At 67.3% G+C, this 23,303-nt stretch carries 21 protein-coding genes; 4 read left to right on the forward strand and 17 right to left on the reverse strand.

From position 1 onward, the window contains the following. Window positions 1-2: 2 nt before the first annotated feature. The 5 genes from ACTIF6_RS18640 to ACTIF6_RS18660 form a co-directional block, all read right to left on the reverse strand. Window positions 3-1,526, reverse strand: coding sequence for a TRAP transporter large permease (locus tag ACTIF6_RS18640; protein WP_439589420.1), 1,524 nt, complete (start codon window positions 1,524-1,526; stop codon window positions 3-5). Continuing rightward, complete coding sequence (locus ACTIF6_RS18645; RefSeq protein ID WP_439589421.1) at window positions 1,523-2,062, reverse strand: TRAP transporter small permease subunit; 540 nt, start codon at window positions 2,060-2,062, stop codon at window positions 1,523-1,525. The genes ACTIF6_RS18640 and ACTIF6_RS18645 overlap by 4 nt, the downstream gene beginning before the upstream one ends. 100 nt (window positions 2,063-2,162) lie before the next feature. Beyond that, a complete protein-coding gene (locus ACTIF6_RS18650; RefSeq protein WP_439589422.1) occupies window positions 2,163-2,870 on the reverse strand; it encodes a response regulator in 708 nt (235 codons plus the stop codon). After that, a complete protein-coding gene (locus tag ACTIF6_RS18655) occupies window positions 2,867-4,729 on the reverse strand; it encodes an ATP-binding protein (RefSeq protein ID WP_439589423.1) in 1,863 nt (620 codons plus the stop codon). Before ACTIF6_RS18655 ends, ACTIF6_RS18650 begins: the two co-directional genes overlap by 4 nt. Then, window positions 4,726-5,175: a PTS sugar transporter subunit IIA gene (locus ACTIF6_RS18660; protein WP_439589424.1), complete on the reverse strand. Its 450-nt coding sequence runs from the start codon at window positions 5,173-5,175 to the stop codon at window positions 4,726-4,728. The genes ACTIF6_RS18655 and ACTIF6_RS18660 overlap by 4 nt, the downstream gene beginning before the upstream one ends. A 170-nt stretch (window positions 5,176-5,345) precedes the next feature. Between ACTIF6_RS18660 and uvrA the strand changes: the two genes are divergently transcribed. Beyond that, the gene (gene uvrA, locus ACTIF6_RS18665) at window positions 5,346-8,396 is read left to right on the forward strand and encodes an excinuclease ABC subunit UvrA (protein ID WP_439589446.1); all 3,051 of its coding nucleotides are present in this window, start codon (window positions 5,346-5,348) and stop codon (window positions 8,394-8,396) included. Between the two features lie 10 nt (window positions 8,397-8,406). Here uvrA and ACTIF6_RS18670 read toward each other — a convergent pair whose 3' ends face one another. Beyond that, the gene (locus ACTIF6_RS18670) at window positions 8,407-9,225 is read right to left on the reverse strand and encodes a MipA/OmpV family protein (RefSeq protein WP_439589425.1); all 819 of its coding nucleotides are present in this window, start codon (window positions 9,223-9,225) and stop codon (window positions 8,407-8,409) included. An 8-nt stretch (window positions 9,226-9,233) separates the two neighbouring features. Next, a complete protein-coding gene (locus ACTIF6_RS18675) occupies window positions 9,234-9,761 on the reverse strand; it encodes a hypothetical protein (protein WP_439589426.1) in 528 nt (175 codons plus the stop codon). 176 nt (window positions 9,762-9,937) lie between these two features. On the opposite strand from ACTIF6_RS18675, the gene ACTIF6_RS18680 reads away from it, so the two are divergent. After that, window positions 9,938-11,497, forward strand: a complete 1,560-nt coding sequence (locus ACTIF6_RS18680; RefSeq protein WP_439589427.1) for a CYTH and CHAD domain-containing protein — start codon at window positions 9,938-9,940, stop codon at window positions 11,495-11,497. A gap of 11 nt (window positions 11,498-11,508) precedes the next feature. On the opposite strand, the gene ACTIF6_RS18685 is transcribed toward ACTIF6_RS18680, so the two are convergent. The 5 genes from ACTIF6_RS18685 to pyrF form a co-directional block, all read right to left on the reverse strand. Continuing rightward, window positions 11,509-12,126: a glutathione S-transferase family protein gene (locus tag ACTIF6_RS18685; protein WP_439589428.1), complete on the reverse strand. Its 618-nt coding sequence runs from the start codon at window positions 12,124-12,126 to the stop codon at window positions 11,509-11,511. Next, complete coding sequence (locus tag ACTIF6_RS18690) at window positions 12,123-12,824, reverse strand: glutathione S-transferase family protein (RefSeq protein ID WP_439589429.1); 702 nt, start codon at window positions 12,822-12,824, stop codon at window positions 12,123-12,125. Before ACTIF6_RS18690 ends, ACTIF6_RS18685 begins: the two co-directional genes overlap by 4 nt. A 149-nt stretch (window positions 12,825-12,973) precedes the next feature. After that, window positions 12,974-14,431 (reverse strand): DUF1501 domain-containing protein, encoded by a 1,458-nt coding sequence (locus tag ACTIF6_RS18695; RefSeq protein ID WP_439589430.1) that lies wholly within the window; start codon window positions 14,429-14,431, stop codon window positions 12,974-12,976. 10 nt (window positions 14,432-14,441) lie between these two features. Beyond that, window positions 14,442-16,286 carry a DUF1800 domain-containing protein gene (locus ACTIF6_RS18700; protein WP_439589431.1) on the reverse strand — a complete coding sequence of 615 codons (1,845 nt, stop codon included), beginning with the start codon at window positions 16,284-16,286 and terminating at the stop codon, window positions 14,442-14,444. 155 nt (window positions 16,287-16,441) lie between these two features. After that, complete coding sequence (pyrF, locus tag ACTIF6_RS18705) at window positions 16,442-17,281, reverse strand: orotidine-5'-phosphate decarboxylase (protein WP_439589432.1); 840 nt, start codon at window positions 17,279-17,281, stop codon at window positions 16,442-16,444. A gap of 119 nt (window positions 17,282-17,400) precedes the next feature. Between pyrF and ACTIF6_RS18710 the strand changes: the two genes are divergently transcribed. Further along, entirely contained in the window at window positions 17,401-18,291 is an 891-nt protein-coding gene (locus tag ACTIF6_RS18710) for a DMT family transporter (RefSeq protein WP_439589433.1), read from the forward strand. Between the two features lie 6 nt (window positions 18,292-18,297). Here ACTIF6_RS18710 and ACTIF6_RS18715 read toward each other — a convergent pair whose 3' ends face one another. The 5 genes from ACTIF6_RS18715 to tsaB form a co-directional block, all read right to left on the reverse strand. Further along, window positions 18,298-18,672 carry a hypothetical protein gene (locus tag ACTIF6_RS18715; RefSeq protein WP_439589434.1) on the reverse strand — a complete coding sequence of 125 codons (375 nt, stop codon included), beginning with the start codon at window positions 18,670-18,672 and terminating at the stop codon, window positions 18,298-18,300. Beyond that, window positions 18,669-19,094, reverse strand: a complete 426-nt coding sequence (locus ACTIF6_RS18720; RefSeq protein WP_439589435.1) for a hypothetical protein — start codon at window positions 19,092-19,094, stop codon at window positions 18,669-18,671. Before ACTIF6_RS18720 ends, ACTIF6_RS18715 begins: the two co-directional genes overlap by 4 nt. Window positions 19,095-19,211: 117 nt before the next feature. Next, on the reverse strand, window positions 19,212-20,045 hold the full coding sequence (locus ACTIF6_RS18725; RefSeq protein ID WP_439589436.1) for a uracil-DNA glycosylase: 834 nt from the start codon (window positions 20,043-20,045) through the stop codon (window positions 19,212-19,214). Further along, complete coding sequence (rimI, locus tag ACTIF6_RS18730) at window positions 20,042-20,536, reverse strand: ribosomal protein S18-alanine N-acetyltransferase (protein WP_439589447.1); 495 nt, start codon at window positions 20,534-20,536, stop codon at window positions 20,042-20,044. The genes ACTIF6_RS18725 and rimI overlap by 4 nt, the downstream gene beginning before the upstream one ends. A 134-nt stretch (window positions 20,537-20,670) precedes the next feature. Continuing rightward, window positions 20,671-21,447, reverse strand: coding sequence for a tRNA (adenosine(37)-N6)-threonylcarbamoyltransferase complex dimerization subunit type 1 TsaB (gene tsaB / locus ACTIF6_RS18735; RefSeq protein ID WP_439589437.1), 777 nt, complete (start codon window positions 21,445-21,447; stop codon window positions 20,671-20,673). A gap of 120 nt (window positions 21,448-21,567) precedes the next feature. Here tsaB and dacB point away from each other — a divergent pair, with 120 nt between their 5' ends. After that, window positions 21,568-23,097 (forward strand): D-alanyl-D-alanine carboxypeptidase/D-alanyl-D-alanine endopeptidase, encoded by a 1,530-nt coding sequence (gene dacB, locus ACTIF6_RS18740; RefSeq protein WP_439589438.1) that lies wholly within the window; start codon window positions 21,568-21,570, stop codon window positions 23,095-23,097. Window positions 23,098-23,303: the final 206 nt, after the last annotated feature.

Consider the following 23,303-nt stretch of genomic DNA (forward strand, 5'->3'; position numbering starts at 1 on the left):
GATCATTTCGTGGCCTCGGCAGCTGGTGCTGGTTCGGACTCGGCTGGCGGCGCCATGTCCTTGAGCAGGTTTTCGGTGTCCGAGGCTTCCTCTTCCTCCGTCTCCAGCGTGTTGTCCACAGCCGGCATCTCCACCTTGTCCAGATCCACCACCACCTTCTCGTCGAGAAAGACCGTCACGGTCTGCGGCACGAAGATCACCACCAGCACCAGCAGGAGTTGCAGGATCACGAAGGGGATGGCGCCCAGGTAGATGTCGCGCGATTCCACCTTGCGCGGCAGCACGCCGTTCTTGAAGAGGGAGTCGGAGACGCCACGCAGGTAGAACAGCGCGAAGCCGAAGGGAGGGTGCATGAAGCTGGTCTGCATGTTCACGCACAGCAGCACGCCGAACCAGATCAGGTCGATCCCCATCTTGTCGGCCACGGGCCCCAGCAACGGCAGGATGATGAAGGCGATCTCGAAAAAGTCGAGGAAGAAGGCAAGCACGAAGATGAAGGCATTGACCACCAGCAGGAAGCCCGTCTGGCCCCCTGGCAGGCCGCTGAGCAGGTGCTCGATCCAGATGCCACCGTCAACGCCCTGGAACACCATGGAGAACACGCGCGAGCCAATCAGGATGAACACCACCATGGCGGTGATCCGCATGGTGCCGGCCATGGCGTCGCGCACCAGCGGCCAGGTGAGGCGCCGGTGGATCGCGGCAAGCAGGAAGGCACCGGCCGCGCCCATGGCGCCAGCTTCGGTGGGCGTGCAGATCGCGGTGGTGATGCCGGGCAGGCCGCCCATGCTGCCAAGCACCGCAAAAATCAGCAGGGCCGAGGGGATGATGCCGCGCAGGCATTGCTTCCACAGCGCCCAGCCGCTGGCGGTGCGCGCCTCCAGCGGGATGCCGGGCAGCGCGTTCGGGCGCAGGCGCGTGAGCACGAAGGTGTAGGTCAGGAAGATCAGGATCTGCAGCACCGAAGGGCCCCAGGCGCCCTTGTACATGTCACCGACCGAGCGGCCGAGCTGGTCGGCCATAACCACCAGCACCAGCGAGGGTGGCACCAGTTGCGTGATGGTGCCCGAGGCCGCGAGCACCCCGGTGGCGTAGCGCATGTCGTAGCCGTGCCGCATCATGATGGGCAGCGCGATCATGGCCATGGCGATCACCTGTCCGGCCACCGTGCCGGTGATGGCCCCCAGGATGAAGCCGACCACGATGACCGAATAGCCCAGGCCACCGCGCGTCGGGCCAAAGAGCTGGCTCATGGATTCCAGCAGGTCCTCGGCCAGGCCGCACTTTTCCAGGATGGCGCCCATCAGCGTGAAGAAGGGAATGGCCAGCAGCAGGTCGTTGGACAGGATGCCGAACAGGTTGAGCGGCAGGTTGCCCATGAAGGTGGCCGGAAACCAGCCCATGTGGATGGCGTAGAAACCGCAAGCCAGACCCAGGGTGCCCAACGAGAAGGCGACCGGAAACCCGATCAGCATCACCACGATCAGCCCCGCAAACATGAGCGGAGCGAAGTTCTCCATGCTCATTGCAGCGGCCTTTCGTAGTGCGTGTCCATCTCATGCACATGCATCAGCCAGCCCGCGCGCTTGATGATCTCGGAGACACCCTGCAGTGCCACCAGCGACAGACCCAGCGGGATGGTGAGCATCGCCGGCCAGCGGATCAGCCCGCCCGAGTTGCTCGACATCTCCTGGCTGACGAACATGCGCACGAACACTGGCAGCGACGAGTAAGCGATGAACAGCGTCATGGGCAGCAGGAACAGCACCAGGCCAGCGAGATCCACCAGCACCTTGGCGCGCGTGGGGTACATGCCATAGAAGATGTCGACACGCACGTGTTCGTTGACGCGCAGCACCTGGGCCGCACCGAACATGACGCAGGCCGCAAACAGGTACCACTGGACTTCCAGGAACGCGTTGGAGCTGATGTCGAACGAGTAGCGGATCACCGCGTTGGTGGTGCTGATGGCGCAGGCCGCCAGGATGGCCCATTTCGCCAGCACGGCGAAACAGTCGGTGATGGCGTCGATCCCCCTGGCCAGGGCCAGCAGTCGCTTCATGTCGGGTCTCCTCGGTCGGTCGTGACCGGGGAGGCTACGGGGCGGGGCGTAAATGCCGCGTAAAAACGCCGGAGGTCGCAGGCGTCGCGTCAGCGATCCGTCAGACGCCTTCGCCGGAGGGCAGCAGCCGGTAGCCCACACCGAGTTCCGTCTGCAGGAAACGGGGGTTTGTGGGGTCGGCTTCCAGCTTCTGGCGCAACTGCCGCACGTAGATGCGCAGGTAATGCCCCTGTTCGCCATGACCGGGTCCCCACACCTCGCGGAGCAATTGATGGCCCGTGACCACGCGCCCCGCGTGGCGCGCCAGCACCTCCAGCAGCCGCCATTGCGTGGCGGTGAGCTTGACCGGCTGGCCGTCACGGGTGACGTTGCGCGCCAGCAGGTCGATCGACACGTTGCCCAGCATCAGGACCGAACCTTCCAGGGCCGGCAGTCCGGCATGCCGCAGCGCCACGCGGATCCGGGCATGGAGCTCCGCCACGCCAAAGGGCTTGCTCACGAAGTCGTCGGCGCCCGCGTCGAGTGCCTGCACCTTCTGCATCTCCTGCGTGCGCGCGGACAACACCAGGATGGGGCGCTGGGTCCAGCCCCGGATCTCGCGGATCAGCGTTACGCCGTCGCCGTCGGGCAGGCCCAGGTCGATCAGGAAGAGGTCGATGCGGCGGTTGCCTGCCAGGGTGGCTCCTTCGCGCGCGCTGCCCGCCTCGATCACGTGGTAACCCTCGGCGCTCAGCGTGGTGCGCAGCAGATTCCGGATGGCGGGCTCGTCGTCGACGACCAGCACCTGCAGGGCGGGCGACGGGCTCATTCGCTCAGGTCCTGTGGATGAGCAACGCCGGCAGGCCAGGGGAAGCGCATCTCGAACACCGCGCCGCTGTCGTTGCGCGCGGTCACGCTGCCCCCATGCAGGCTGGTCACCGCCTCGCAGATCGCGAGCCCCAGGCCCGTGCCCGAGGTGGTCTGGCTGGCCTGTTCGCGGTGGAACTTGCGAAACACCTCGGTCTCCCGGCCCGGCGTGATGCCAGGCCCCTGATCGCGCACCGAGAGCATCCAGCCGGATTCGCCCAGTTGCGCCGAGACGGTGAGGGTGCCGTTTTCGGGCGAGTGCTGGGCGGCATTGAGCAACAGGTTGGACAGCGCCTGGGTGAGCAACCTCGAATCGCACCACACCGTGTCGTCCTCGTCGAAGCGCAAGTCCACCTGCACATGGCCCACCGCGCTCTCGGTCAGGGCCAGTGCATCGCGCACCAGCTCGCCCAACGGACACCATTCGCACACCGGCTGGATCGCGCCTTCCTGAAGCCGTGCCAGATCGAGCAGGTCGCTGGTGAGCCATTGCAGCCGCTGTGCCTGATCGAGCAGGTTCTGCAGCAAGGCGTCCTGCTGCGCGGGCGTGATCTGATGTGCCTGGCTCTGCAGGGTGGTGGCCACGCCGATGATGGTGGTCAGTGGCGTGCGAAAGTCGTGCGAGATGCCCGCGAGCAGGGTGTTGCGCACCCGCTCGGCCTCGGCCTCGACGGCGGCCTGACGGCTGCGCTCATCGGCCTGGGCTTTTTCCAGCGCCAGCGCGGCCTGGTTGGCCAGCGCCTGCAGCAGGTGCAGGTCCTCGGCGGTTTGCCGAGCGGGCGGCAGGTCGCGCACCGTGAGCACACCCAGCGTGCCGCCGGCGGTGCCCAGCTCGAACCGGTGCGCGGCACCCGCCTGGGCCAGGGAGGCGGGAGGTGCCGTGTCGCCCAGGATCAGTTCGGCCCGTGCTCCCACGCCGCGCTCCACGGATTGCTGCAGGGTGCGAGCGATGTCCTGGGGCGTGTGCGCCCTGGTCAGGTTCTGCGCCATCAGGCTCAGCGACTGGGCCCGATCGGCCAGCGCGGTGGCGCGCACCGCGGCCTCGCGCGCCTGCAAGGCCAGGCGGCTCACCGCCAGGCCCACGCACACCGCGATCGCGAAGGTGAAGAAGTACTGTGGATCGGTGGGTTTGAACGACCAGCGCGGTGCGACAAATATCCAGTCGAAAATCAGGATCGCCCCCACCATGGTGACCACCGAGGCCAGCAGGTCGCGGTGAAGCGCCACGTACAGCACGCCCACCAGGTAGATCAGGATCAGGTTGATGGGGTGCAGCAGGCTGGCGATGGCGGCGCACAAGGCGGTGCACAGGGCCAGCACCAGCAGGGGCACGCGCCAGTACGCCGCAGTCAGCCGTTCGCTGTGACCGTCCGTCGGCATGCTGGGTCGCCGTCCGCGCGGCTGGCTGCTGACCAGCATGTGGATCTGCGTGCCGGGCAGGCTCTCGCCCAGCACCTCGGCGAAATCGCTCAGGCGCTCGCCAAAGCCTGGCCAGTAGAGGTTGCCGGTGGCGCGGCTGCCGATCAGCACGTCCGACAAGGAGCCCGCCTGCGCTTGCTGCACGATCTGGCGCACCAGGTGGGCTGCACCGTTGAAGCTCAGGCTGGCGAGCACCGTCTCGGCGCCTTCGTCCTGTGCGAGCTTCAAAGCCTGTTCCAGATCCGCCAGCACCGCCCGGCTGGCGTACCGTGCCGCCAGGGTATCCAGGTGCAGCACGCGCCACGGCCGCGACGTGGCGGACTTGAGGACGCAGGCGTGGCGAATGAGTTCCAGCGCCTGCCCGTCCGCCATCACGCAGACCAGCAGGATGCCGGGCTTCATGGCTGCGTCAGCAGGTGGGCCACCACTTCCGCGCTGCGTCCCTGCCGAAACAGTTCCAGTATCCGTGTGTTCATGTGAGGGTCCCGAAGGCGATCGAGCAGAACGTGGTCGATCGACGATGCGGGATAGCGTACCAGCAGCGTCATGGCTTCGAGCACCGGTTCGCCGTCTGGGGCGTCCATGGCAATGGGCTCCTGAAGCCGGGTGTACAGCAGTTTGGGGCGGCGCAGGTTGCGCACCGAGGCATGGGGCAGGGCAACGCCGCGTCCCAACGCGGTGCTGGCACGGGACTGGCGCCGCGACAGGCTTTGTTCCACCCAGCCTTTGCCGATGCGCTGGCCGTTGGTGACCAGGCTGTCGACGAAGCGGAACAGCGAGGTGGTGTCCGTCACTGCGACGTCCAGGTGGACTTCGATGTCGATGGGCGGAGGTGGGCGTTTGTTCACGCGGTGAAAGGGGCAGTCGGGGCAGGGCGGGCGGGTGAGCCCCAATTGAAGCAACGGCTCTGTAAAAACGGCGTAACAAAGCACGGTGGATTTATTGCCCGGCGGCTTATCATGTCGGGTTGCCCTGAACACCCCCCGAGCGCGCCTTGAACCAGAACCTGCCCCCGGCCCTGAACCTCACCGATCTGGCCCCGGCGCTGCGCCACGCCAGCGCCTTTCTCTCGGTGCGCGGCGCGCGCACGCACAACCTGAAGAACATCGATCTCGACATCCCCAAGCATTCGCTGGTGGTGATCACCGGGCTCTCGGGTTCGGGCAAGTCCAGCCTGGCGTTCGACACGCTGTACGCAGAGGGCCAGCGCCGTTACGTGGAGAGCCTGTCGGCCTACGCGCGGCAGTTCCTGCAGCTGATGGACAAGCCCGATGTGGACCTGATCGAAGGCCTCTCACCGGCCATCGCCATCGAGCAGAAGGCCACCAGCCACAACCCGCGCTCCACCGTGGGCACGGTCACCGAGATCCACGACTACCTGCGCCTGCTGTTCGCGCGCGCGGGCACGCCGCATTGCCCCGACCACGACCTGCCGCTCACCTCGCAAAGCGTGGCGCAGATGGTCGACACCGTGCTGGCCCTGCCCGAGGGCACGCGCCTGATGATCCTGGCGCCCGTGGCGCGCGAGAAGAAGGGCGAATTCGCCGAGCTGTTCGCCGACATGCAGTCCCAGGGCTACGTGCGCTTCCGCGTGGATGGCGCGGTGCTCGAGTTCGATGCGCTGCCGGCCTTGAAGAAGACCGAGAAGCACAACATCGACGTGGTGATCGACCGCATCAAGGTGCGCGCCGACGGCGAGGATGAGGGCGTCAATCCGCTGCGCCAAAGGCTGGCCGAAAGCTTCGAGGCCGCGCTGCGGCTGGCGGACGGCAAGGCCATTGCCATGGAAATGAACGGCGAGGAAGACCACACGGCCGCCCCGCACGAACATGTGTTCTCCGCGCGATTTGCCTGTCCGCTGTGCCACTACACCGTGGGCGAGCTGGAGCCGCGCCTGTTTTCCTTCAACTCGCCCATGGGCGCCTGCCCCACCTGCGATGGTCTGGGCCACACCGAGTTTTTCGACCCGGCGCGCGTGGTGGGCTTCCCAACCCTGAGCCTTGCCAGCGGTGCCATCAAGGGATGGGACCGACGCAACGGTTACTACTTCGCCATGATCGAGAGCCTGGCGGCTCACTACAGGTTCGACACCGACGCGCCCTGGGAGTCGCTGCCCGACGCGGTGCGGCACGTGCTGCTCTACGGGTCGGGCGAAGAGGAGGTGAAGTTCACTTATGCGCTGGAATCGGGCGAGCGCGCAGGCAAACGCATCACCAAGAAGCACCCTTTCGAAGGCATCATCCGCAACTTCGAACGCCGCTACCGCGAGACCGACAGCGTGGCGGTGCGCGAAGAGCTGGCGCGCTACCGCGCCGTGCAGCCCTGCCCGGACTGCGGCGGCTCGCGCCTGCGCCGCGAAGCGCGCCACGTGTTCGTGGGCGAAGGCGAGCAGAAGCAGCCCATCTACAAGATCAGCCACGTCACGCTCGGCGAGGCGCTGGCGTATTTCCTGCAACTGGAACTGAAAGGAGCCAAGGCCGACATTGCCGCGCGCGTGATCAACGAGATCCGCCAGCGCCTGAAGTTCTTGAACGACGTCGGGCTGAACTACCTCAGCCTGGACCGCAGCGCCGACACGCTCTCGGGCGGCGAAGCCCAGCGCATCCGCCTGGCCAGCCAGATCGGCAGCGGACTCACCGGTGTGATGTACGTGCTCGACGAACCCAGCATCGGCCTGCACCAGCGCGACAACGACCGCCTGATCGGCACCCTGCAGCACCTGCGCGACCTGGGCAACACCGTGCTGGTGGTCGAGCACGACGAGGACATGATCCGCACCGCCGACCACGTGATCGACATGGGTCCGGGCGCCGGCGTGCACGGTGGCCGCGTGATGGCGCAGGGCAGTTGTGCCGACGTGATGGCCGCGCCCGACTCGCTCACCGGCCAGTACCTCAGCGGTGCGCGTCTCATCCCCGTGCCCGAACGGCGCACGCCCTGGCTGCCGGTGGTTCGCAAGACCAGCGCCGCAGCCTCCTCGAAACCCCGCTTCGCGCCCAGCCCGGCGGCGGAACGCCGCGCCGCGCGCGAAGCCGCGCACCAGGCCACGCTGGGCGAGCTGCAGGAAATCCGCGTCGTCAATGCCACCGGCCACAACCTCAAGGGCGTGAGCGCGGCCTTTCCGGTGGGCCTGCTCACCTGCGTCACCGGTGTGTCGGGTTCGGGCAAATCCACCCTGGTCAACGACACGCTGTACGCGGCCGTGTCCCGCACGCTGTACCGCTCGCACGAAGAGCCTGCCGCGCACGAAGCCATCGAAGGCATCGAACATTTCGACAAGGTCATCAACGTCGACCAGTCGCCCATTGGCCGCACACCGCGCAGCAACCCGGCCACCTACACCGGACTGTTCACCGGCATCCGCGACCTCATGGCCGAGGTGCCCACCGCACGCGAGCGCGGCTACGGCCCGGGCCGCTTCAGCTTCAACGTGGCCGGTGGTCGCTGCGAGGCCTGCCAGGGCGACGGCGTGGTGAAAGTGGAGATGCACTTCCTGCCCGATGTCTACGTGCCATGCGAGGTCTGCCACGGCCAGCGCTACAACCGCGAGACGCTGGACGTGCAATACAAGGGCCGCAACATCGCGCAGATCCTGGACATGACCGTGGAGCAGGCGCACGCCTTCTTCAACGCCGTGCCCACGCTGCACCGCAAGCTGCAAACCCTGCTGGACGTGGGCCTGTCCTACATCCAGCTGGGTCAGAGCGCCACCACGCTGTCGGGTGGCGAGGCGCAGCGCGTGAAGCTCGCGCTCGAGCTCTCCAAGCGCGACACCGGCCGCACGCTCTACATCCTCGACGAGCCCACCACCGGCCTGCACTTCGCGGACATCGAACTGCTGCTCAAGGTGCTGCACCAGTTGCGCGATGCCGGCAACACCATCGTGGTGATCGAGCACAACCTCGACGTCATCAAGACCGCCGACTGGGTCATCGACATGGGGCCTGAAGGCGGTGCGGGTGGTGGCACGGTGGTGGCGCAAGGCACGCCGGAAGACGTGGCGGCCAACGCCGACAGCCACACGGGGCACTACCTGCGGCGCTTGCTGGAGCGCACCACCCCCAATTGACCCGTGGTGGTCAGTTGTTCCGGTACGCCAATCCCACCGTCGCGCTGTAGACCGTCCTGCGCCCCACCAGTGGACTGCGTGCGGCAGCGCCCTGCAACTGCGAAGCGCCCACACCGCCGTACATGACCCAGTTGCGGTTCAGGGCCGAGGTCAGGCGCCATCCGGCGGAGACACCGTCCCATCCCGAGCCCAGGCGGTAGGCGGGCAGGCCGGTGGCTACAGCGGAGTCGGGCGCGATGCCGTAGTGGGTCCTGGCGTACGTGCCGTTGGCCCAGCCGGCGCCCAGTGACAGGTCCCAGTGCGTTTGAGAAGAGATGGGGTAGCGGTAGCCCAGACCGCTGTCGATGCGCAGGCCGCCATCGCGCCCCAGCAGGTCCTGCGAGCCGCGCACCGAGGCGGTCCAGCGTTTGCCGAGTGCGACGTTGGCGGTGACGCGTCCGCGCAGCGTGCCGCGCACATCGGGCAGGCCCCTGAAGCGGGCGTCATCGTCCCAGGAACGGCCTTCGTCGATGCGCAGCGAGGTGCTGAGCGACCAGCGATCGCTGCCGGCCACCACCGTGCTCACGCCCGTGTCCACGGTCTGGCGACCCTGCGTGAGCAGCGCGCTGGCGCCGGAACTGGCAAACCGGAAACGGCCGAGCTGGAATGCCCAGATGGGGCTGGCGCGCGTGCGCTGGCTGGTGTCGCTGCCCAGTTGCGGCGCGGACGACACCAGCGCAACGCCGAGAAGGTAGTCGCGGCTGGCCTCCAGCGCCACCGGCTCGGGCGGTGGTGACTGCTGGGCCATGGCAGCCAGGGGCAGCAGGCCGCCCAGCAGGATGGCGCGCATGCGGGCTGTCACAAACGGCCGAGGTCTTCGATCGCGTCGACCACCAGGCCCGTGCCGATGGCGATCAGCAGGATGTCGGCGGCCACGCGCACGTACTTGTGGCCCGAAGGTGGCACACCCAGCTGCACCGAAATGCCATGCGGCACCGGGTAATACACCACGTCGTGCGGCAGGGGGTGGCCCAGATGCCACTTCTTCGCCTGACCGGGTGGCAGGCAGCCGTTGTTTTTCTTGGCCAGTCCCGGTGGGCACTTTCCAGCCTTGAAGCGCGGCGCGTAATACTCGCGTGCCGCCACCCGCTGGGGTTCGCCGAAGTAGCCACCGATCTGGACATTGATCGCCACGTGGGTGGATGAGCCGCGATCGCGGTCGCGGCCCGCTTCGCGGTGGTCTTTTCGATGCTCCTTCTGGTGCTTCTCGCCCTTTCCGGGTTTGCCGGCCCCATCGGGTTTTTCGGCCAGCACCGCAGTGGAGCCGAGCGCCAGGGTCAGACCAAGGACAAGCACGTGCATTCGGGTGGGTATGAAGGAATTCATGTGAGGTTCTCGTGGGGTAAACCGGGCTCGTTGGCCTGGCGATGGATTGTCGAACGCCGCGCTGAAAACTCCGGTTACAGCCTGTAATGGCGTGTTGTCATGGCGCCAAGGTGGTGCGATCCGGGGCATGCTGGCAGACTCCCCGCTTCGCTTCGTCCGATCGACCCCGTCCGTCCATGTCCCTGGAAACCGAACTCAAGCTCGAACTGCACCCGCAGGACCTGCCGCGTCTGCTGGCCCATCCGCTGCTCATGGCGCAACCGCCCCGGCGCGAGCGTCTGCTCAACACCTACTTCGACACCTCCACGCTGAACTTGCGCGCGCAGCGCATGGCGGTGCGCGAGCGCCGCGTGGGTCGGCGCACGTTGCTCACCGTGAAGACCGCAGGCACTTCGGTGGGCGGACTCTCAAGGCGTGGCGAATGGGAGGCCACCACGCGGCCAGGCGCGTTCGATTTCGCCGCGCTGGTCGACGACGAAGCACTGGCCCAACAACTCATTCGCGTGGCGTGGCAACTGGTGCCCGTGTTCCGCACCGACTTCACGCGCCGCACCTGGCTGATCGCGCACGGGTCGGGGCAGGTCGAGCTGGCGCTGGACCAGGGTTTCATCGCCACCGGCAGCCGGCGCCAGCCCATTCTGGAGCTGGAGCTGGAACTGCTGGCCGGCCCGGTCGATGCGCTGCTGGACCTGGCCCATACGCTGGCTCTGGGGCGCAAGGGGCAGGCAGCCGAAGGCCTGCGGTTGCTGCCGGCCAACCGCAGCAAGGCCGAACGCGGCTACGCGCTCTTCATGGGCGAGCGGGCGCAGCCGCAGAAGGCCGCGCCGCTGCAACTCGACCCCCGCATGCACCCGGTGCAGGCCTTTCGTGCCGCCGCGCTCGGTTGCCTCTCGCACCTGCAGGCCAATGAAGACGGGGTGTGCCAGCCGGGCGCAGACGGTTCACCGCCGGATCCCGAGTTCGTGCACCAGGCGCGTGTGGCGCTGCGTCGCCTGCGCACCGGCTTGCGCCTGTTCCAGCCGCACCTGCCCCGGCGCTTCGCCCGCCACTGGGCCAGCGAGTGGAAGCAACTGGCCAACGAGCTGGGCGACGCGCGCAACTGGGACGTGTTTGCCACCGAATGGCTGCCCGGCCTGCTGGCGGAACTGTCGCCCGATCCCGCATCCACCCACCAGATGGATGCCCTGCTGGGGTGGGTGAAAAGCGAACGCCATGCGGCCGGCGAGCGTGCCGCCACGGCGCTTGGCGACAGCGCGCACGCGCTGCGCCTGCTGGCCTTCACCCGCGCGGTGCTGAGCCTGCCACCGGCCGATCCGCCGCCAGGCACACCCTGGCCCGACGTGGGGCTGGCGCGTTGGGCGCACGACACCTTGCGCCAGGGCCATGCGGGTTTGCGGCGCGAGGCCCGCAAGGCGCGCCGACTGGGGCCCGAAGGTCGGCACGAACTGCGCATCGCGCTCAAGAAGCTGCGCTATTCGCAGGAATTCCTGGGCAGCCTTCTCCCGCCCAAGCGGCTCGCCCGCAGTGCGGCGGCCCTGGCGGATGCGCAGGCGCTGCTCGGTGGCCTCAACGACCTGAGTACCGCGCAAGGCCTGCTGGCGCAGGCGCCAGCCACACTGGCACCGGCCATCGTGGCCCGTCTGCAGGAGGGTCTGCAACAGCGGCTGGACACCGGGCTGCAGGCTCTGCCGGCGATGGAAGAGGCGCTGGAGCAGACTTCCACACCCTGGCACTGAGGCCTCGGGGGTCAGATCTGAGCGCTCGCCCGGGTGGCCACGCGATCGCGCCAGGCCTGCAGCGCATGCAGTCCCGAATCGGATGGTTTGACGCGCAGCAGGCGTGCGAACTCCACGGTGCAGAAAGCGGTGATGTCGGCGATGGTGAAACGGTCGCCCGCCACCCATTCATGGCGCTGCAGTTCGGCATCGAGCCAGGCGGCGGTCTCCAGCGCCTTGGGCAGTTGCGACTCGCCGTACGCCGCGATCTGCGGCTGTTCCAGCGGTGCGAGGCCCGGGTGCGTGTGGCGGATCGCGTTGGCCAACGGCAGCATGAAGTACCACTCCACGCGGCGATCGGCCATTTCGATGAAGGCGCGCTCGTCGGCGTCCACACCCATCAGGTTGGGCGTGGAGACATGGCCTTCCAGCCAGGTGCAGATGGCGCGGGTTTCGCTCAGCATGCGGCCGTCGTCGAGTTCGAGCACCGGCACGCGCGCCAGCGCGCTCTTGTGGCGGAATTCGGCGGCCTTGTGCTCGTTGGCGTTGAGGTCGACGTTGACCTGTTCGATGTGCTGAATGCCCTTCTCGGCGAGGAACATCTGCACGCGGCGAGGGTTGGGTGCTCGCGGCGCCACGTACAGCTTCATGCCGCACCCCGACCGGTTTCCACCATGGTGCGGGCTTCCTCGGAAAACCGTTTCGCGGCCTCGTCGCCGTCTCGCGTCAGGTCCACCTTCGACGGCGGCTGTTCGATGCCGCGCTGCACCGCCGGGCGCTGGCGGATCGCATCGCGCCAGCGCTTGAGGTGCGGCAGGTCGTCGATCTCCACGCCCGACCACCGGTGCGTTCGCACCCAGGCCCAGTTGGCGATGTCGGCGATGGAGTAGTCACCCGCCAGGTATTCGTGGTGCTGCAGGTGCCCGTCGAGCACGCGAAAGAGGCGCCTGCACTCGCCCTGGTAGCGGTCGATGGCGGCCGGGATCTTCTCGGGGAAGTAGCGGAAGAACACGTTGGCCTGGCCCATCATCGGGCCGATGCCGCCCATCTGGAACATCAGCCACTGCAGCACGCGCGAGCGGCCCTTCGCGTCGGTGGGCATGAGCTGCCCGGTCTTCTCGGCCAGGTAGATCAGGCACGCGCCCGACTCGAACACCGCGAAGTCGTCGGCCTCGCGGTCGATGAGGGCGGGAATGCGCCCGTTCGGGTTGATGGCGAGGAACGCCGGTGTGCGCTGTTCGCCGACGGTGAGGTTGATCACCTTCAGCGTGTAAGGCAGGCCCAGTTCTTCCAGCGCGATGGACACCTTGTGTCCGTTGGGTGTGGCGGCGGTGTAGAGGTCGATCATGGATGGCCCACTGAAAAGGTCGGGCCATCTTAGTGATTTCGCCGGAGCGGGGTGTCCAGTCGGGAACACCGCGGAACTGGCTTTGCCAGGCCGCAGGTGTTGCCCTCAAGGGGTGACGCGCCGAAGGCGCGGCGCGGGGGGAGCCTTGTTCAGGTCATGAAGCCGAGATCGCGGGGGTAGTCGACGCTGTTGAAATTGTTCAGGTTCGGCAGGATGCCGTTCATCTCCGTGCCCTGCACGCCGAACCAGGTGGCCATGGTGCCGGCGTACTGGTCCACCGAGGTGCTCGGCAGCAAACGGCCCTGGCCCACGTGCCACTGGTCGTTGGCATCCACGTTGGAGTTCGTCACGCTCACCGGCGGCGCCTTGCCATAGAAGGCCTTGCCGCGCACCGCACCGCCCACCATGAAGTGGTGGCTGCCCCAGCCGTGGTCGGAGCCGTCGCCATTGGACGTGAGCGTGCGGCCGAAGTCCGATGCGGTGAACGCCGTCACCTGGTTGGCCACACCCAGCGCCACGGTGGAAGCGTGAAACGCGGTAAGGGCTGCACTGAGGCGCCCCATCAATGTGGCCTGGCCGTTGATCAGGTTGTCGTGCAGGTCGAAGCCGCCCATGGAGACAAAGAACACCTGGCGGCGGTTGCCGAGCTCGTTGCGTGCGGCGATCAGGCGCGCCACCAGCTTGAGCTGGTCGGCCAGGTTGTTGCCGGTGGGAAAGGCGCTGAACGCCGCGGCATTCGCTGGATAGCTGGCCAACGCGCTGGTGATGGCGCTCTCGGCGCCCACGGCGCGCGCGGTCACGAGGTTGTACTCGTTCTCCAGCACGTGCGTGCGCGTCTGCAGCGCCAATTGCGTCATGGCACCGCGAACGGCCGCCGAGTTGTACACGTTGCCGTTGAGCGCATTGATCCTCACCGCACCGCCTGTGCTGACCTGATAGGACAAGGCGTCGTCGCCCGACAGGAACACCGTGTTGCCGGTGACCGAGATGCAGGTGAGCACGCGGCTGGTGTTGGACGACAGCGCCAGATCGCCGATGTGGCCGCCCCACCCGGTGGTGGCGCCTTCCGGTTGCGACGATTGCCAGACCGACTGCTGGTCGTTGTGCGAGAACAGCTTGGGCGGAATGGGATACAGCGTGCGGTTGCTGCCCTGGTACTGCTGGCGCGTGATGGGCGCCACCAGCGGGCCCACGTTGAGCTGCACCGCCGCCGCGCCGCTGTTGAACAGGCCGGCCAGGCCGGTCATGGCCGGGTGCATGGCGTACTGCTTGCCGCCGGGCAGTGCCACGGTGGGATTGAGCAGCGTGGGCGTGAGCGCCGACTGTGCGATGGCGATGCCGCCGCCGTCGCGACCCGAGCCGCCACGGATGGCTGCGTACTGGTCGTAGCTGGCGTTGTCGTAGTTGATGACGGTGTTGGCGTAGTCGTTGCCCCCGTTCAGGAACACGCAAACCAGGGCCTTGTAGTCCGCTGAATTGAACGCCGCTGCGTCGGCCATGGCGGCCAGGTTCAATGCGGTGGGGAGGGCTGCGCCGGTGAAGGCGAGCTGGCTGGCGCGGCGCAGGAAGGCGCGGCGCGTGTGCTTTTCAGGCTGGATGAAGTGCATGGTGTGCCCCTTACTTCTGGATCAGGTATTCGGCCGAAGCCATGACCATCAGGATCGCCGCCCAGACACGCCGACGCCTCACGAGGTCGGTGCTGGTCGACGTCACGGGCGTGGCCTCCAGCGCGGTCACCATCAGCTGGCGGGCGTTGGCAGAGAGCTGGCCCGCCGTCAGGACCAGCGCAAGGTGATTCACCAGCGCCGTGGCGTCGGTCACCAGCGTGAGTTCGCGGCTGTAGCTGGCCACGAAGTCGTACGCGTAGTTGTTGTAAGCCGCTTCCGGCACACCCGGGTTGGGGCAGTTGATGCCACGCTCGATGAGGCTTTGCATGAAGTTGAGGTAGCCGCCCACCGAGGTCTCGTTGACGAGCTGAAACTCCGGCGCGGTGGCGCCCGCTGCAGACAGTGCGGTGCCCGGTGGCACATAGCCCGGGCGGAAGAAGTTGAACACCGAAGGTGGGCGCAATGGGCTCTGGCCAACCTGGTTGGCCGGGTTCACCTGTTCGAAGATTTTCCAGCTGCCCGCAAGCGACGTGCCGCCGAAGGTGCGCGACCACTGCACGAAGCGCACCATGGGTTCGCGCAGCTTGCCGAAGGTGGTGCTCTGCAACGACTGCGCACCGCGCGCTTCGTCGTCGAGGAGGATGGCCACCCAGACCGCTTTCAGATCGCCCCGCACGCCGGAACCGTTGTTGTTGAAGCGCGCCGCTACCCGCGCCACGTAGGCCGGGCTCGGGTTGCTGGTCACCAGGCGCTGGATCATCTGGCGCGCGAAGAAGGGACCCACGTTGGGGTGGTTGAACAAGGTGTCGAGCGCGATGCGCAGGGCTTCGCGACCTGCCGTGTTGGCGGGCACCGTCGTTCCCAGGAACGTCGCCGCCAGGTTGGAGTGGCGGCTGGCGGTGAGTGACATCGGCTTGCGCGCGAACTCCTTGGACTCGATGGTGTAGGTCTGGCCCGGCACCGTGTGGCGGATGTTGTCCGAGCGATCGAAGTCGTAGCCGGTGAACACGCGAGCGAGGTTGGTCACGTCGTCCTGCGTGTAGCTCTCCAGCGGCACGCCGCCACTGGTCCTGACCGAGCCGTCCAGGTTGAGCTGGTACACGCCCAGGGTGAAGAGCTGCATCACTTCGCGCGAATAGTTCTCGTCGGGCACACGGCCGGTGGACGTGTTTTCCTTCTGGTTGCCCTTGGTGTTCAGGAAATAACCCATCGCCGGGTGCAGCGTCACGTCTTCCAGCAACTGTCGGTAGTTGCCGAAGGCATTGCGCATCAGCGTGTCCCACCAGCTGGCATACGCATGGGCGCGCCAGGTGAATTCGGCGGAGTTCAGCGAGGTGACGAAGAATTCGGAAAGCGCCAGTGCCACGCGCTTGCGCATCATGTCCGAGCCGCTGAGCAGCTGGTTCCAGATCATGAAGTCGGCGGGGTAGTGGTTGAAGAAGTAGCTGTTCGTGTCCACCGCGCCGTAGCCACGCGCTTCCAGCCAGTTCCAGCCGGTGATGCTGCGGTAGTTGGCGAACTGGTTGGCCAGCCATTGTGCGTAGCTGCCATTGCCACGCAACTCCGCGATTTCCTCGCGGGTGGAGGAGAACTGCGCCTGCTGCAGGAAACGCGCGGCATCGGCATCGGACGCCGGTGCCGGATTGGCAAAGCCATTGGTGGGAAAATCGATCACGCCGGCGACGGCGGGTGGTTCCTGATAAGGACCTTCCCCGCCACCGTCACCGCCGCCACATGCGGCCAGCAGAGCCGCTGCGGCGGCCACCGTGGCCAGGGGTGTGAGCGCCATGGGTTCTGGCGCAGGTTCAGGCGTGTTCACGCCATCGGGTTTCGTGGGCGACTCGATGTCCATCATGGGAATACCCTCCTCGGTACAACGAGCGCGAGTCTAGGCGGCTGCTTTTTCTTACAAGACCGCTTTTCAAGTCGTTACAGGTGGGTGTGGCGCGCCAGCGGCAGCCGCCGAACGGTCATGCCGCTCGGCGTTGAGCGGCCGCCGCTGGTCGAAAGTCAGGTGCGCGCAGCGCGCAGTTCGTCCCTGGTTTTCTGGGCGGCGCGGCGCGCAGCGGCGGCAAAGTCGGCCTCGCCGGAGGCGTACAGAATCGCGCGCGAGGAGTTCACGATGATGGGCCCCGTGGTGGTCTCACCCTGCGTGCGCAGGCCGGCCTTCACCGTGGCCACCGCGTCGCCACCTTGCGCGCCCACGCCGGGAATCAGCAGGGGCAGCGTGGGTGCAATCTCGCGCACGCGCTCGATCTCCGCCGGGTAGGTGGCGCCCACCACCAGGCCCAACTGGCCGTTGAGGTTCCAGGGTCCCTGCGCCAGGCGCGCGACGTGTTCGTACAGCAGGGGTTGTCCGTCCACCGAGGCCAGGCGCTGGTTCTGCAGGTCGTCACCCCCGGGGTTGGAGGTGCGGCAGAGCAGGAACGCACCTTTGCCGTGGAATTGCAGATAGGGTTGTACCGAGTCAAAGCCCATGAACGGAGAAAGCGTGACGGCGTCGGCGCCGTAGCGCTCGAAGGCTTCGATGGCGTACTGCTGCGCGGTGCTGCCGATGTCGCCGCGCTTGGCATCCAGGATCGTCGGGACCTGCGGGGCGGTGCGGCGCATGAATTCCATCAGGCGTTCCAGCTGTTCCTCGGCGCGGTGCGCGGCGAAATAGGCGATCTGGGGCTTGAACGCGATGGCGGTGTCCGCCGTGGCTTCGACGATGGCGGCGCAGAAGTCGTAGATGCGGCTGGCGTCGTTCTTGAGGTGAGCAGGGAAGCGGGCGGGATCGGGGTCCAGGCCCACGCACAGCAGGGAACGGTTCAGGCGCTCGGCGCTGCGCAGCTTGTCGAGAAAAGTCATGGAGGCAATTCTAGTTGCCGGGGTTTTGCCCCCATGCTCCACCGCTGTGCGGGTCGCTGCCCCCCGAGGGGGCTGACCTTGCTTGGGGCGGCCCGGCGCTGCGGCCTATAGTTCAGCCCATGCAAGCCCTCTCCCGCCGGCAACTCATCGTCCTCGTCCTGCTCACGCTGGTGTGGGGCATCAACTGGCCCATCATGAAGCTGGGCGTGACCGATTTCCCACCGCTCACCTTCCGCATGCTCAGCATGTGGATCGGCCTGCCGGTTCTGGCGCTGGTGCTGGTGTGGCAGCGTGTGCCGTTCCGGATCGAACGCGCGCACTGGCGCGAGGTGGGTGTGCTGACGCTCTTCAACATGCTGGTCTGGCACACGCTGGTGATGCTGGCGATTCAGACCCTGTCCAGCGGGCGCACGGCCATCCTCGGCTACACCATGCCGGTGTTCTCCGCAATGATCGGCGCATGGTGGTTCGGGCAGCAACTGGCCGGCCGCGCCTGGGGTGGCGTGGCTGCTGCAGCCACAGGCGTGGTGCTGCTGCTCTGGCACGAGCTCACGCGACTCTCGGGCGCGCCACTGGGCGTGGCCCTGATGCTGCTCGCTGCCGTGGCATGGGCCTTCGGCACACAGATGATGCGCCGCACGAAGCTCCCGGAATCCACGCTCACCATCTCGTTCTGGATGACCGTGATCACCCTGTTCTGGATGACCGCGCTGGCCGTGGCATTCGAGCGAGAGGCCTGGGTTTGGCCGACGCTGCCGGTGTGGGGCGCGGTCCTCTACAACGCGGTGGGCGTGTTCGCCTTCGCACAGGTGGCCTGGCTTTCGATGGCGCGCGACCTGCCGCCCATTGCCTCCACGCTGTCGGTGATGTTCATCCCGGTGCTCGGCGTGTTCAGCGGTGCGCTGTGGCTGGGCGAGGTGCTGCACTGGCAGGACTGGGCCGCTGTCCTGCTGATCATGTTCGCGATCGGGACGGTGTTGTGGCCCTCACGCTCCACCGCTGCGCATTGAAATCGGCTATTTCTTGATGGCCGCCTGCAGCGGCGCCTGTGCCTGGCCCACGGCCTGGGCGAGGTCGCGGTCCGGCTGGCGCCTGAACTCGTTCAGGTAACCCCAGTACACCAGGCGTTGCCGTTCGTAGGCCAGGTAGTAGGGATCGATCTGCAGGCCGTTGTTGAGCCGGTAGGCGTGGATCTCGAAAACGCGCGCATCGAGCTCGACCCGGTGGGTGGCCATCGGGGACTGTTTGAGGCGGGTTTCCACTTCGAACGTGGACAGACCCTTGTCGAGCGAGGACAACTGGCCCTGGAAGATCTGCGGACCCGCGCAGCCGGCGAGCAGTGCCATCGACAGCAGCGCGGTTGCCGCGCGCAGGGAGAACGTGGGCTTCATGGCTTCTTGCTCGCAGCCGCGGCAACTGCGGCTGCTTCGAGGCGCTGTTTGACGGTGGGCATGAGCGCACTCACTTCGGTGTCTGCATCCTTGCTGAGCTCTTCCGGTGTGCCCCAGGCCAGCAGTTCCTTGCCAGGCAGGCGCTGGATCACGACGTACTCCACCATCACCGGCACCGTGATGAAGATGGGGAAGCACGCGGGGGTGCAGACCATGGTCATCTCCTGGCGGGAGCCGGTCTGCAACTGGTAGCGGCGCGCGTTGTACTGGCGCTCACCTGCCTGCACGTCGGTCTGCGCGGTGGCCGTGGCCTTGCCCAGGATCTGTTCAAGGTCGGCGGGGCGGGTGTCTTTCGTGAGGGCGTCGATCTGGCCCCGTTGCAAGGGGACGCTGCCGGCGCACCCCACAAGGAGAACGAACACGAGGAGGGACAACCTTCTTGCGATCATGGGCAGTGCTTTCTTCCAAGGGTTTGCGGGCACTTGCGGCCCGTGGGGAGGTGGATGGCGGCGGGATTATGTCACCGCATCCGCCCCGGCTCAGGTCGCGGACGTGGCATCTTCCTGGGTCTGCATGGCCAGGCACAGATCGGCCCAGGCCTTGCCCTTGTCGGTGGGGGTGCGCAGCAGGTAGGCGGGGTGGTAGCTCACGATCACCGGCACGCCTTCGTAGCGGTGCACGCGCCCACGCAGGCGGCCGATGGGCTCCGTGGTCTTGAGCAGCGACTGCACCGCAAAGCGTCCCATGGCAACGATGACGCGCGGCTTGACCAGGGCCACCTGTCGCGCCAGGTAGGGCTCGCACTGCACCACTTCTTCCGGCTGCGGATTGCGGTTGGCCGGCGGGCGGCACTTGAGCACGTTGGCGATGTAGGCGCCCTGCGACCCCTGGCCGGTGCGGCTGCGGCCCACGGCGTGCAGCATGTTGTCCAGCAACTGGCCGGCCGCGCCCACGAAGGGCTCGCCGCGCAGGTCCTCGTTCTCGCCCGGCGCCTCACCCACGATCATCCAGTCGGCCTGTTCATCGCCCACGCCGAACACTGTGTTCTTGCGGCTCTTGCACAGGCCGCAGGCTTCGCAGCCGGCCACCGTTTCACGCAGGGTTGGCCAGTCCATGGTCTGTACGCCGATGGCGCGCGCAGGTCGCATCGCCACGGGCGCCTCGGCCACCGGTGGCGCAGTTGCGCGAACGGCGGGGGCTGCGCTTCGGGCCGCCGTCGGCGGGGCCGCCACCGCGGGCGGCAAAGGCGCCGCCGCGACGGCTGCGGGCCGGGGTTTGGGTGCCCAGACACGCACGCCCATCTCGGCGAGCATGGCGCGCTGGCGCGCGTCGAGCTGCGGCACGAAGGAGGTGTCGACGGTTTCTTCGCTCATGGCGGGCTTGTGTCGGCAGGGGTTTCGAGCTGCAGGCTCATCACCACCGCATCCTCGCGCTGGATCTGCCCCGTTGGGTAATAGCCCTTGCGCACACCCACCTGCGTGAAGCCGTAGCGTTCGTACAGGCGGCGCGCCGGCGTGTTGCTTTCGCGCACTTCCAGCCAGAGCCAGTGCGCCTGCTGACCACGCGACCACAGGGCCAGCGCGTCGAGCATGAAGCGCGCCCAGCCCTGGCGCTGGTGTGCCGGGGCCACGGTGATGTTGAGCAGGTGCACCTCGTCCACACCCGACATGGCCACGAGGTAGCCGAGCAGGCGACGCCCGTCGGCACGTTCACGCTCCTTTTTCTCGCCGGGCAGCGATTCGCCCAGCAACATCACGGCGGGGTAGCCGGCCTGCAGCGAATCCCGGAAGTGCTTGCGCGACCAGGGGTGTGCATAGGCGCTGGTTTCCAGCGCGTGCACGGCATCAAGGTCGGCCATGGTCATGGGCTCGAAGGCCACGCGCCGCAGGGCTTGCGTGGCGGGGCCTGGACGGGTCGTGGGCGTGGAAGGGCCCGGCCAGAGTCCACTGGCCCAGGCCGGGAGTTCGGTTCCCGTGTTCATGCGACCGATGGCGCCACTCATGGGGTCGCCTCCGCGCTGCGCAGGGTGGTGCCCTGGCCTTCGCGCTCGGCGGTGGTCTTTGCCACCTTGTCGCGCACGTAGAGTGGCAGCGCGTCCTGGGCGGTCACGGCGCCGCCGCTGGCGAGCAGGCTTGGCGCCAGGCGCAGCAGGGCGCTGGCAGTGGGCAGTGCGCTGGCATGCAGGCCGCGAACGTCGGCCAGGATGTCGGGATAGGCCTGCAGCGCGTTGCCTGCCAGCAGCGGGGCGGCATCGGTGGGCAGAATGCTGTTCAGGTAGGTGGTCAGATCGGTGGGCGCACACAGGCGCGCGGGAGCAAGTGCCCGCAGGCCATTGGCGCCGCAGGTGTAGGGCGCCACATACAACTCGCTCATGCGGGCGTCGAGCAAAGCCACGATGGTGCCGGGCACAGGTCCGCCGCGCTGTTCAAGGTCGTGGCGCGCTTCTTCGGCCAGCGCCAGCAGGGTGTCCACCGGCAGCACGGGAATGCCTCCCTGCCGCGCGCCGTAGGCCAAGCCCTGTGCCACGGCGCACGCTGTGCGCAGGCCGGTGAACGAGCCCGGGCCGCGGCCGAATACCACGGCATCGAGGCTTGAAAGCGGCCAGCCGGCCTGGTTCAGCAGATCGCGCACCAGTGGCAGCAGCGTGGCCGACGCCTGCGCCGCGCCTGGGCCGCTGTGCTGCCACATCGCACTGCCTGGCGCGCCCGAACCCAGCGCGACCGAAAGGGTGTCGGTGCTGGTTTCGATGGCGAGCAGACGCGTCGTTTCGGGCATCCGGGCATTATCGGCCACCGTGTCAGGTTGCACGGTCGGGTGGAAGTCTGTCTCTCTGACGCCTCATTCCGTAAGACCAGGCCCCCTGGGGCGGCGGGCGCGTTTCATAATGAAACGGTCATGCCGCTTTCCCTCTCGCTCCACCGTTTCACCGCTTTGTCACGCTGCGCGCGTTCGCTGGCGCTTGCCCTGCTGATGGGCATGAGCCTGCCCGCCTGCGCACAGTTGCCCGGCCGAGGCGATCCGCTGCCGCCGACCGTGCTGGCTGCGCTGCAGCGCGCGCAGGTGCCGCCGAGTGCGTTGTCCACCCTGGTGATGTCCATCGAACCCGGCGGCCACGAGCGCCTGCGGCACCGGGCCAACACGGCGGTCAACCCGGCTTCGGTGATGAAGCTGGTCACCACCTACGCCGCCATCGACATGCTGGGCCCCGACTTCACCTGGGCCACACGCTTCTACACCGATGGCGTGGTCGAGGGCGGCGTGCTGCGCGGCAACCTGTACGTGCGCGGCGGCGGCGACCCCAAGCTGGTGCTCGAACGCATCCAGCAAGCTTTTTATGCGTTGCAGGCACAGGGCGTGAACGTGATCCTGGGTGACATGGTGCTCGACCACAGCGCCTTCGAGCTGCCCGTGATCGACCCCGGCGCCTTCGACGGCGAAGCCCTGCGCCCCTACAACGCCACGCCCGACGCGCTGCTGGTGAACTTCAAGTCCGTCATCCTCACCTTTCAGCCCGACCCGGCGAATGGCGTGGCTCGCGTCTTCAGCGAACCGCCCATGGCGCGGCTGGCCATCGACGCCACCGTGCCCCTGGCGCGTGCCGGCAGTTGCGGCGACTGGCGCGGTGGCCTGCTGGCCCGCTTCGACGACGTCAACACCATCCGCTTCGAAGGCCGCTATCCGCAGAGTTGCGGCGAACTCAAGTGGCCCGTGGCCTACCAGGAGCCCGCCAGCTACGCCGCGCGCGCCATGGAAGGCGTGTGGCGCGCCGCCGGTGGCTCCATCACCGGCGAGGTCCGCAATGGCCTTACCCCGCCCGGCGTGCAGTTGCTGCACGAGGCGCGCTCGCTGCCGCTGTCTGAAATCATCGTGGACGTGAACCAGTGGAGCAACAACGTGATGGCGCAGCAGCTGTTCCTCACGCTCGGGCAGCTCTCACCGGTCAACTACGTGAGCCAGGGTTCCATCGCCGATCGCCAGGCGCTGGTGCGCCCCGGCCGTTTCGATCGATCGCGCGAAGTGGTGGCCGAATGGTGGCAACGCACCTTCGGCCCGCGCGCCATCGCCCCCGTGCTCGACAACGGTTCTGGCCTCTCGCGCGACGAACGCATCACCCCCGAATCGCTCGCCGGCCTGCTGCGGCACGCCGCCCTGCATCCGCAGGGCGCTCAATTCGTGCAATCGCTCTCGGTGGCCGGCGTCAACGGCACCGCCTCGCGCCTGGCCCGCGGCGCCACCAGCGCCGCACGCGGCAACGCCTGGATCAAGACCGGCACCCTGCGCGACGTGACTGGCATCGCCGGCTACGTCAACGCCGTCAACGGCGCCCGCTACGCCGTCGTCGGCTTCATCAACCACCCCAACGCGCCGGCCGCGCGGCCGGCGCTGGATGCGCTGCTGGAGTGGGTGGCGCAGCAGCAGGATTGAGAAATCCCTTCCAAAGCTGGGCGCGATTCGGGGGCTGATTTCTGGCGTTGGTTCCAGATTTCGTTCACTCCGTGACATTGAGTATTGCTTTCTGCCTCACTGCAGAGAATCCGTCGCTTGTTTGAAGCAAGCCATGCAGCAAAGCCCCGAAGCGGGTTGCATGGCCATCACAACAAGGGGCCACTGAAGACGATCTGAATCGGACA

Origin of the sequence: Hydrogenophaga sp. (assembly GCF_051860785.1) — a bacterium.
Classification (GTDB): Bacteria; Pseudomonadota; Gammaproteobacteria; order Burkholderiales; family Burkholderiaceae_C; genus Hydrogenophaga.

Bases quoted from the DNA above. Each gene is read 5' to 3' on its own strand.
- ACTIF6_RS18640 (WP_439589420.1), bottom strand. From the start codon at position 1,526: ATGAGCATGGAGAACTTCGCTCCGCTCATGTTTGCGGGGCTGATCGTG.
- ACTIF6_RS18645 (WP_439589421.1), bottom strand. From the start codon at position 2,062: ATGAAGCGACTGCTGGCCCTGGCCAGGGGGATCGACGCCATCACCGAC.
- ACTIF6_RS18650 (WP_439589422.1), bottom strand. From the start codon at position 2,870: ATGAGCCCGTCGCCCGCCCTGCAGGTGCTGGTCGTCGACGACGAGCCC.
- ACTIF6_RS18655 (WP_439589423.1), bottom strand. From the start codon at position 4,729: ATGAAGCCCGGCATCCTGCTGGTCTGCGTGATGGCGGACGGGCAGGCG.
- ACTIF6_RS18670 (WP_439589425.1), bottom strand. From the start codon at position 9,225: ATGCGCGCCATCCTGCTGGGCGGCCTGCTGCCCCTGGCTGCCATGGCC.
- ACTIF6_RS18675 (WP_439589426.1), bottom strand. From the start codon at position 9,761: ATGAATTCCTTCATACCCACCCGAATGCACGTGCTTGTCCTTGGTCTG.
- ACTIF6_RS18680 (WP_439589427.1), top strand. From the start codon at position 9,938: ATGTCCCTGGAAACCGAACTCAAGCTCGAACTGCACCCGCAGGACCTG.
- ACTIF6_RS18685 (WP_439589428.1), bottom strand. From the start codon at position 12,126: ATGAAGCTGTACGTGGCGCCGCGAGCACCCAACCCTCGCCGCGTGCAG.
- ACTIF6_RS18690 (WP_439589429.1), bottom strand. From the start codon at position 12,824: ATGATCGACCTCTACACCGCCGCCACACCCAACGGACACAAGGTGTCC.
- ACTIF6_RS18695 (WP_439589430.1), bottom strand. From the start codon at position 14,431: ATGCACTTCATCCAGCCTGAAAAGCACACGCGCCGCGCCTTCCTGCGC.
- ACTIF6_RS18700 (WP_439589431.1), bottom strand. From the start codon at position 16,286: ATGATGGACATCGAGTCGCCCACGAAACCCGATGGCGTGAACACGCCT.
- pyrF (WP_439589432.1), bottom strand. From the start codon at position 17,281: ATGACTTTTCTCGACAAGCTGCGCAGCGCCGAGCGCCTGAACCGTTCC.
- ACTIF6_RS18710 (WP_439589433.1), top strand. From the start codon at position 17,401: ATGCAAGCCCTCTCCCGCCGGCAACTCATCGTCCTCGTCCTGCTCACG.
- ACTIF6_RS18715 (WP_439589434.1), bottom strand. From the start codon at position 18,672: ATGAAGCCCACGTTCTCCCTGCGCGCGGCAACCGCGCTGCTGTCGATG.
- ACTIF6_RS18725 (WP_439589436.1), bottom strand. From the start codon at position 20,045: ATGAGCGAAGAAACCGTCGACACCTCCTTCGTGCCGCAGCTCGACGCG.
- rimI (WP_439589447.1), bottom strand. From the start codon at position 20,536: ATGACCATGGCCGACCTTGATGCCGTGCACGCGCTGGAAACCAGCGCC.
- tsaB (WP_439589437.1), bottom strand. From the start codon at position 21,447: ATGCCCGAAACGACGCGTCTGCTCGCCATCGAAACCAGCACCGACACC.
- dacB (WP_439589438.1), top strand. From the start codon at position 21,568: ATGCCGCTTTCCCTCTCGCTCCACCGTTTCACCGCTTTGTCACGCTGC.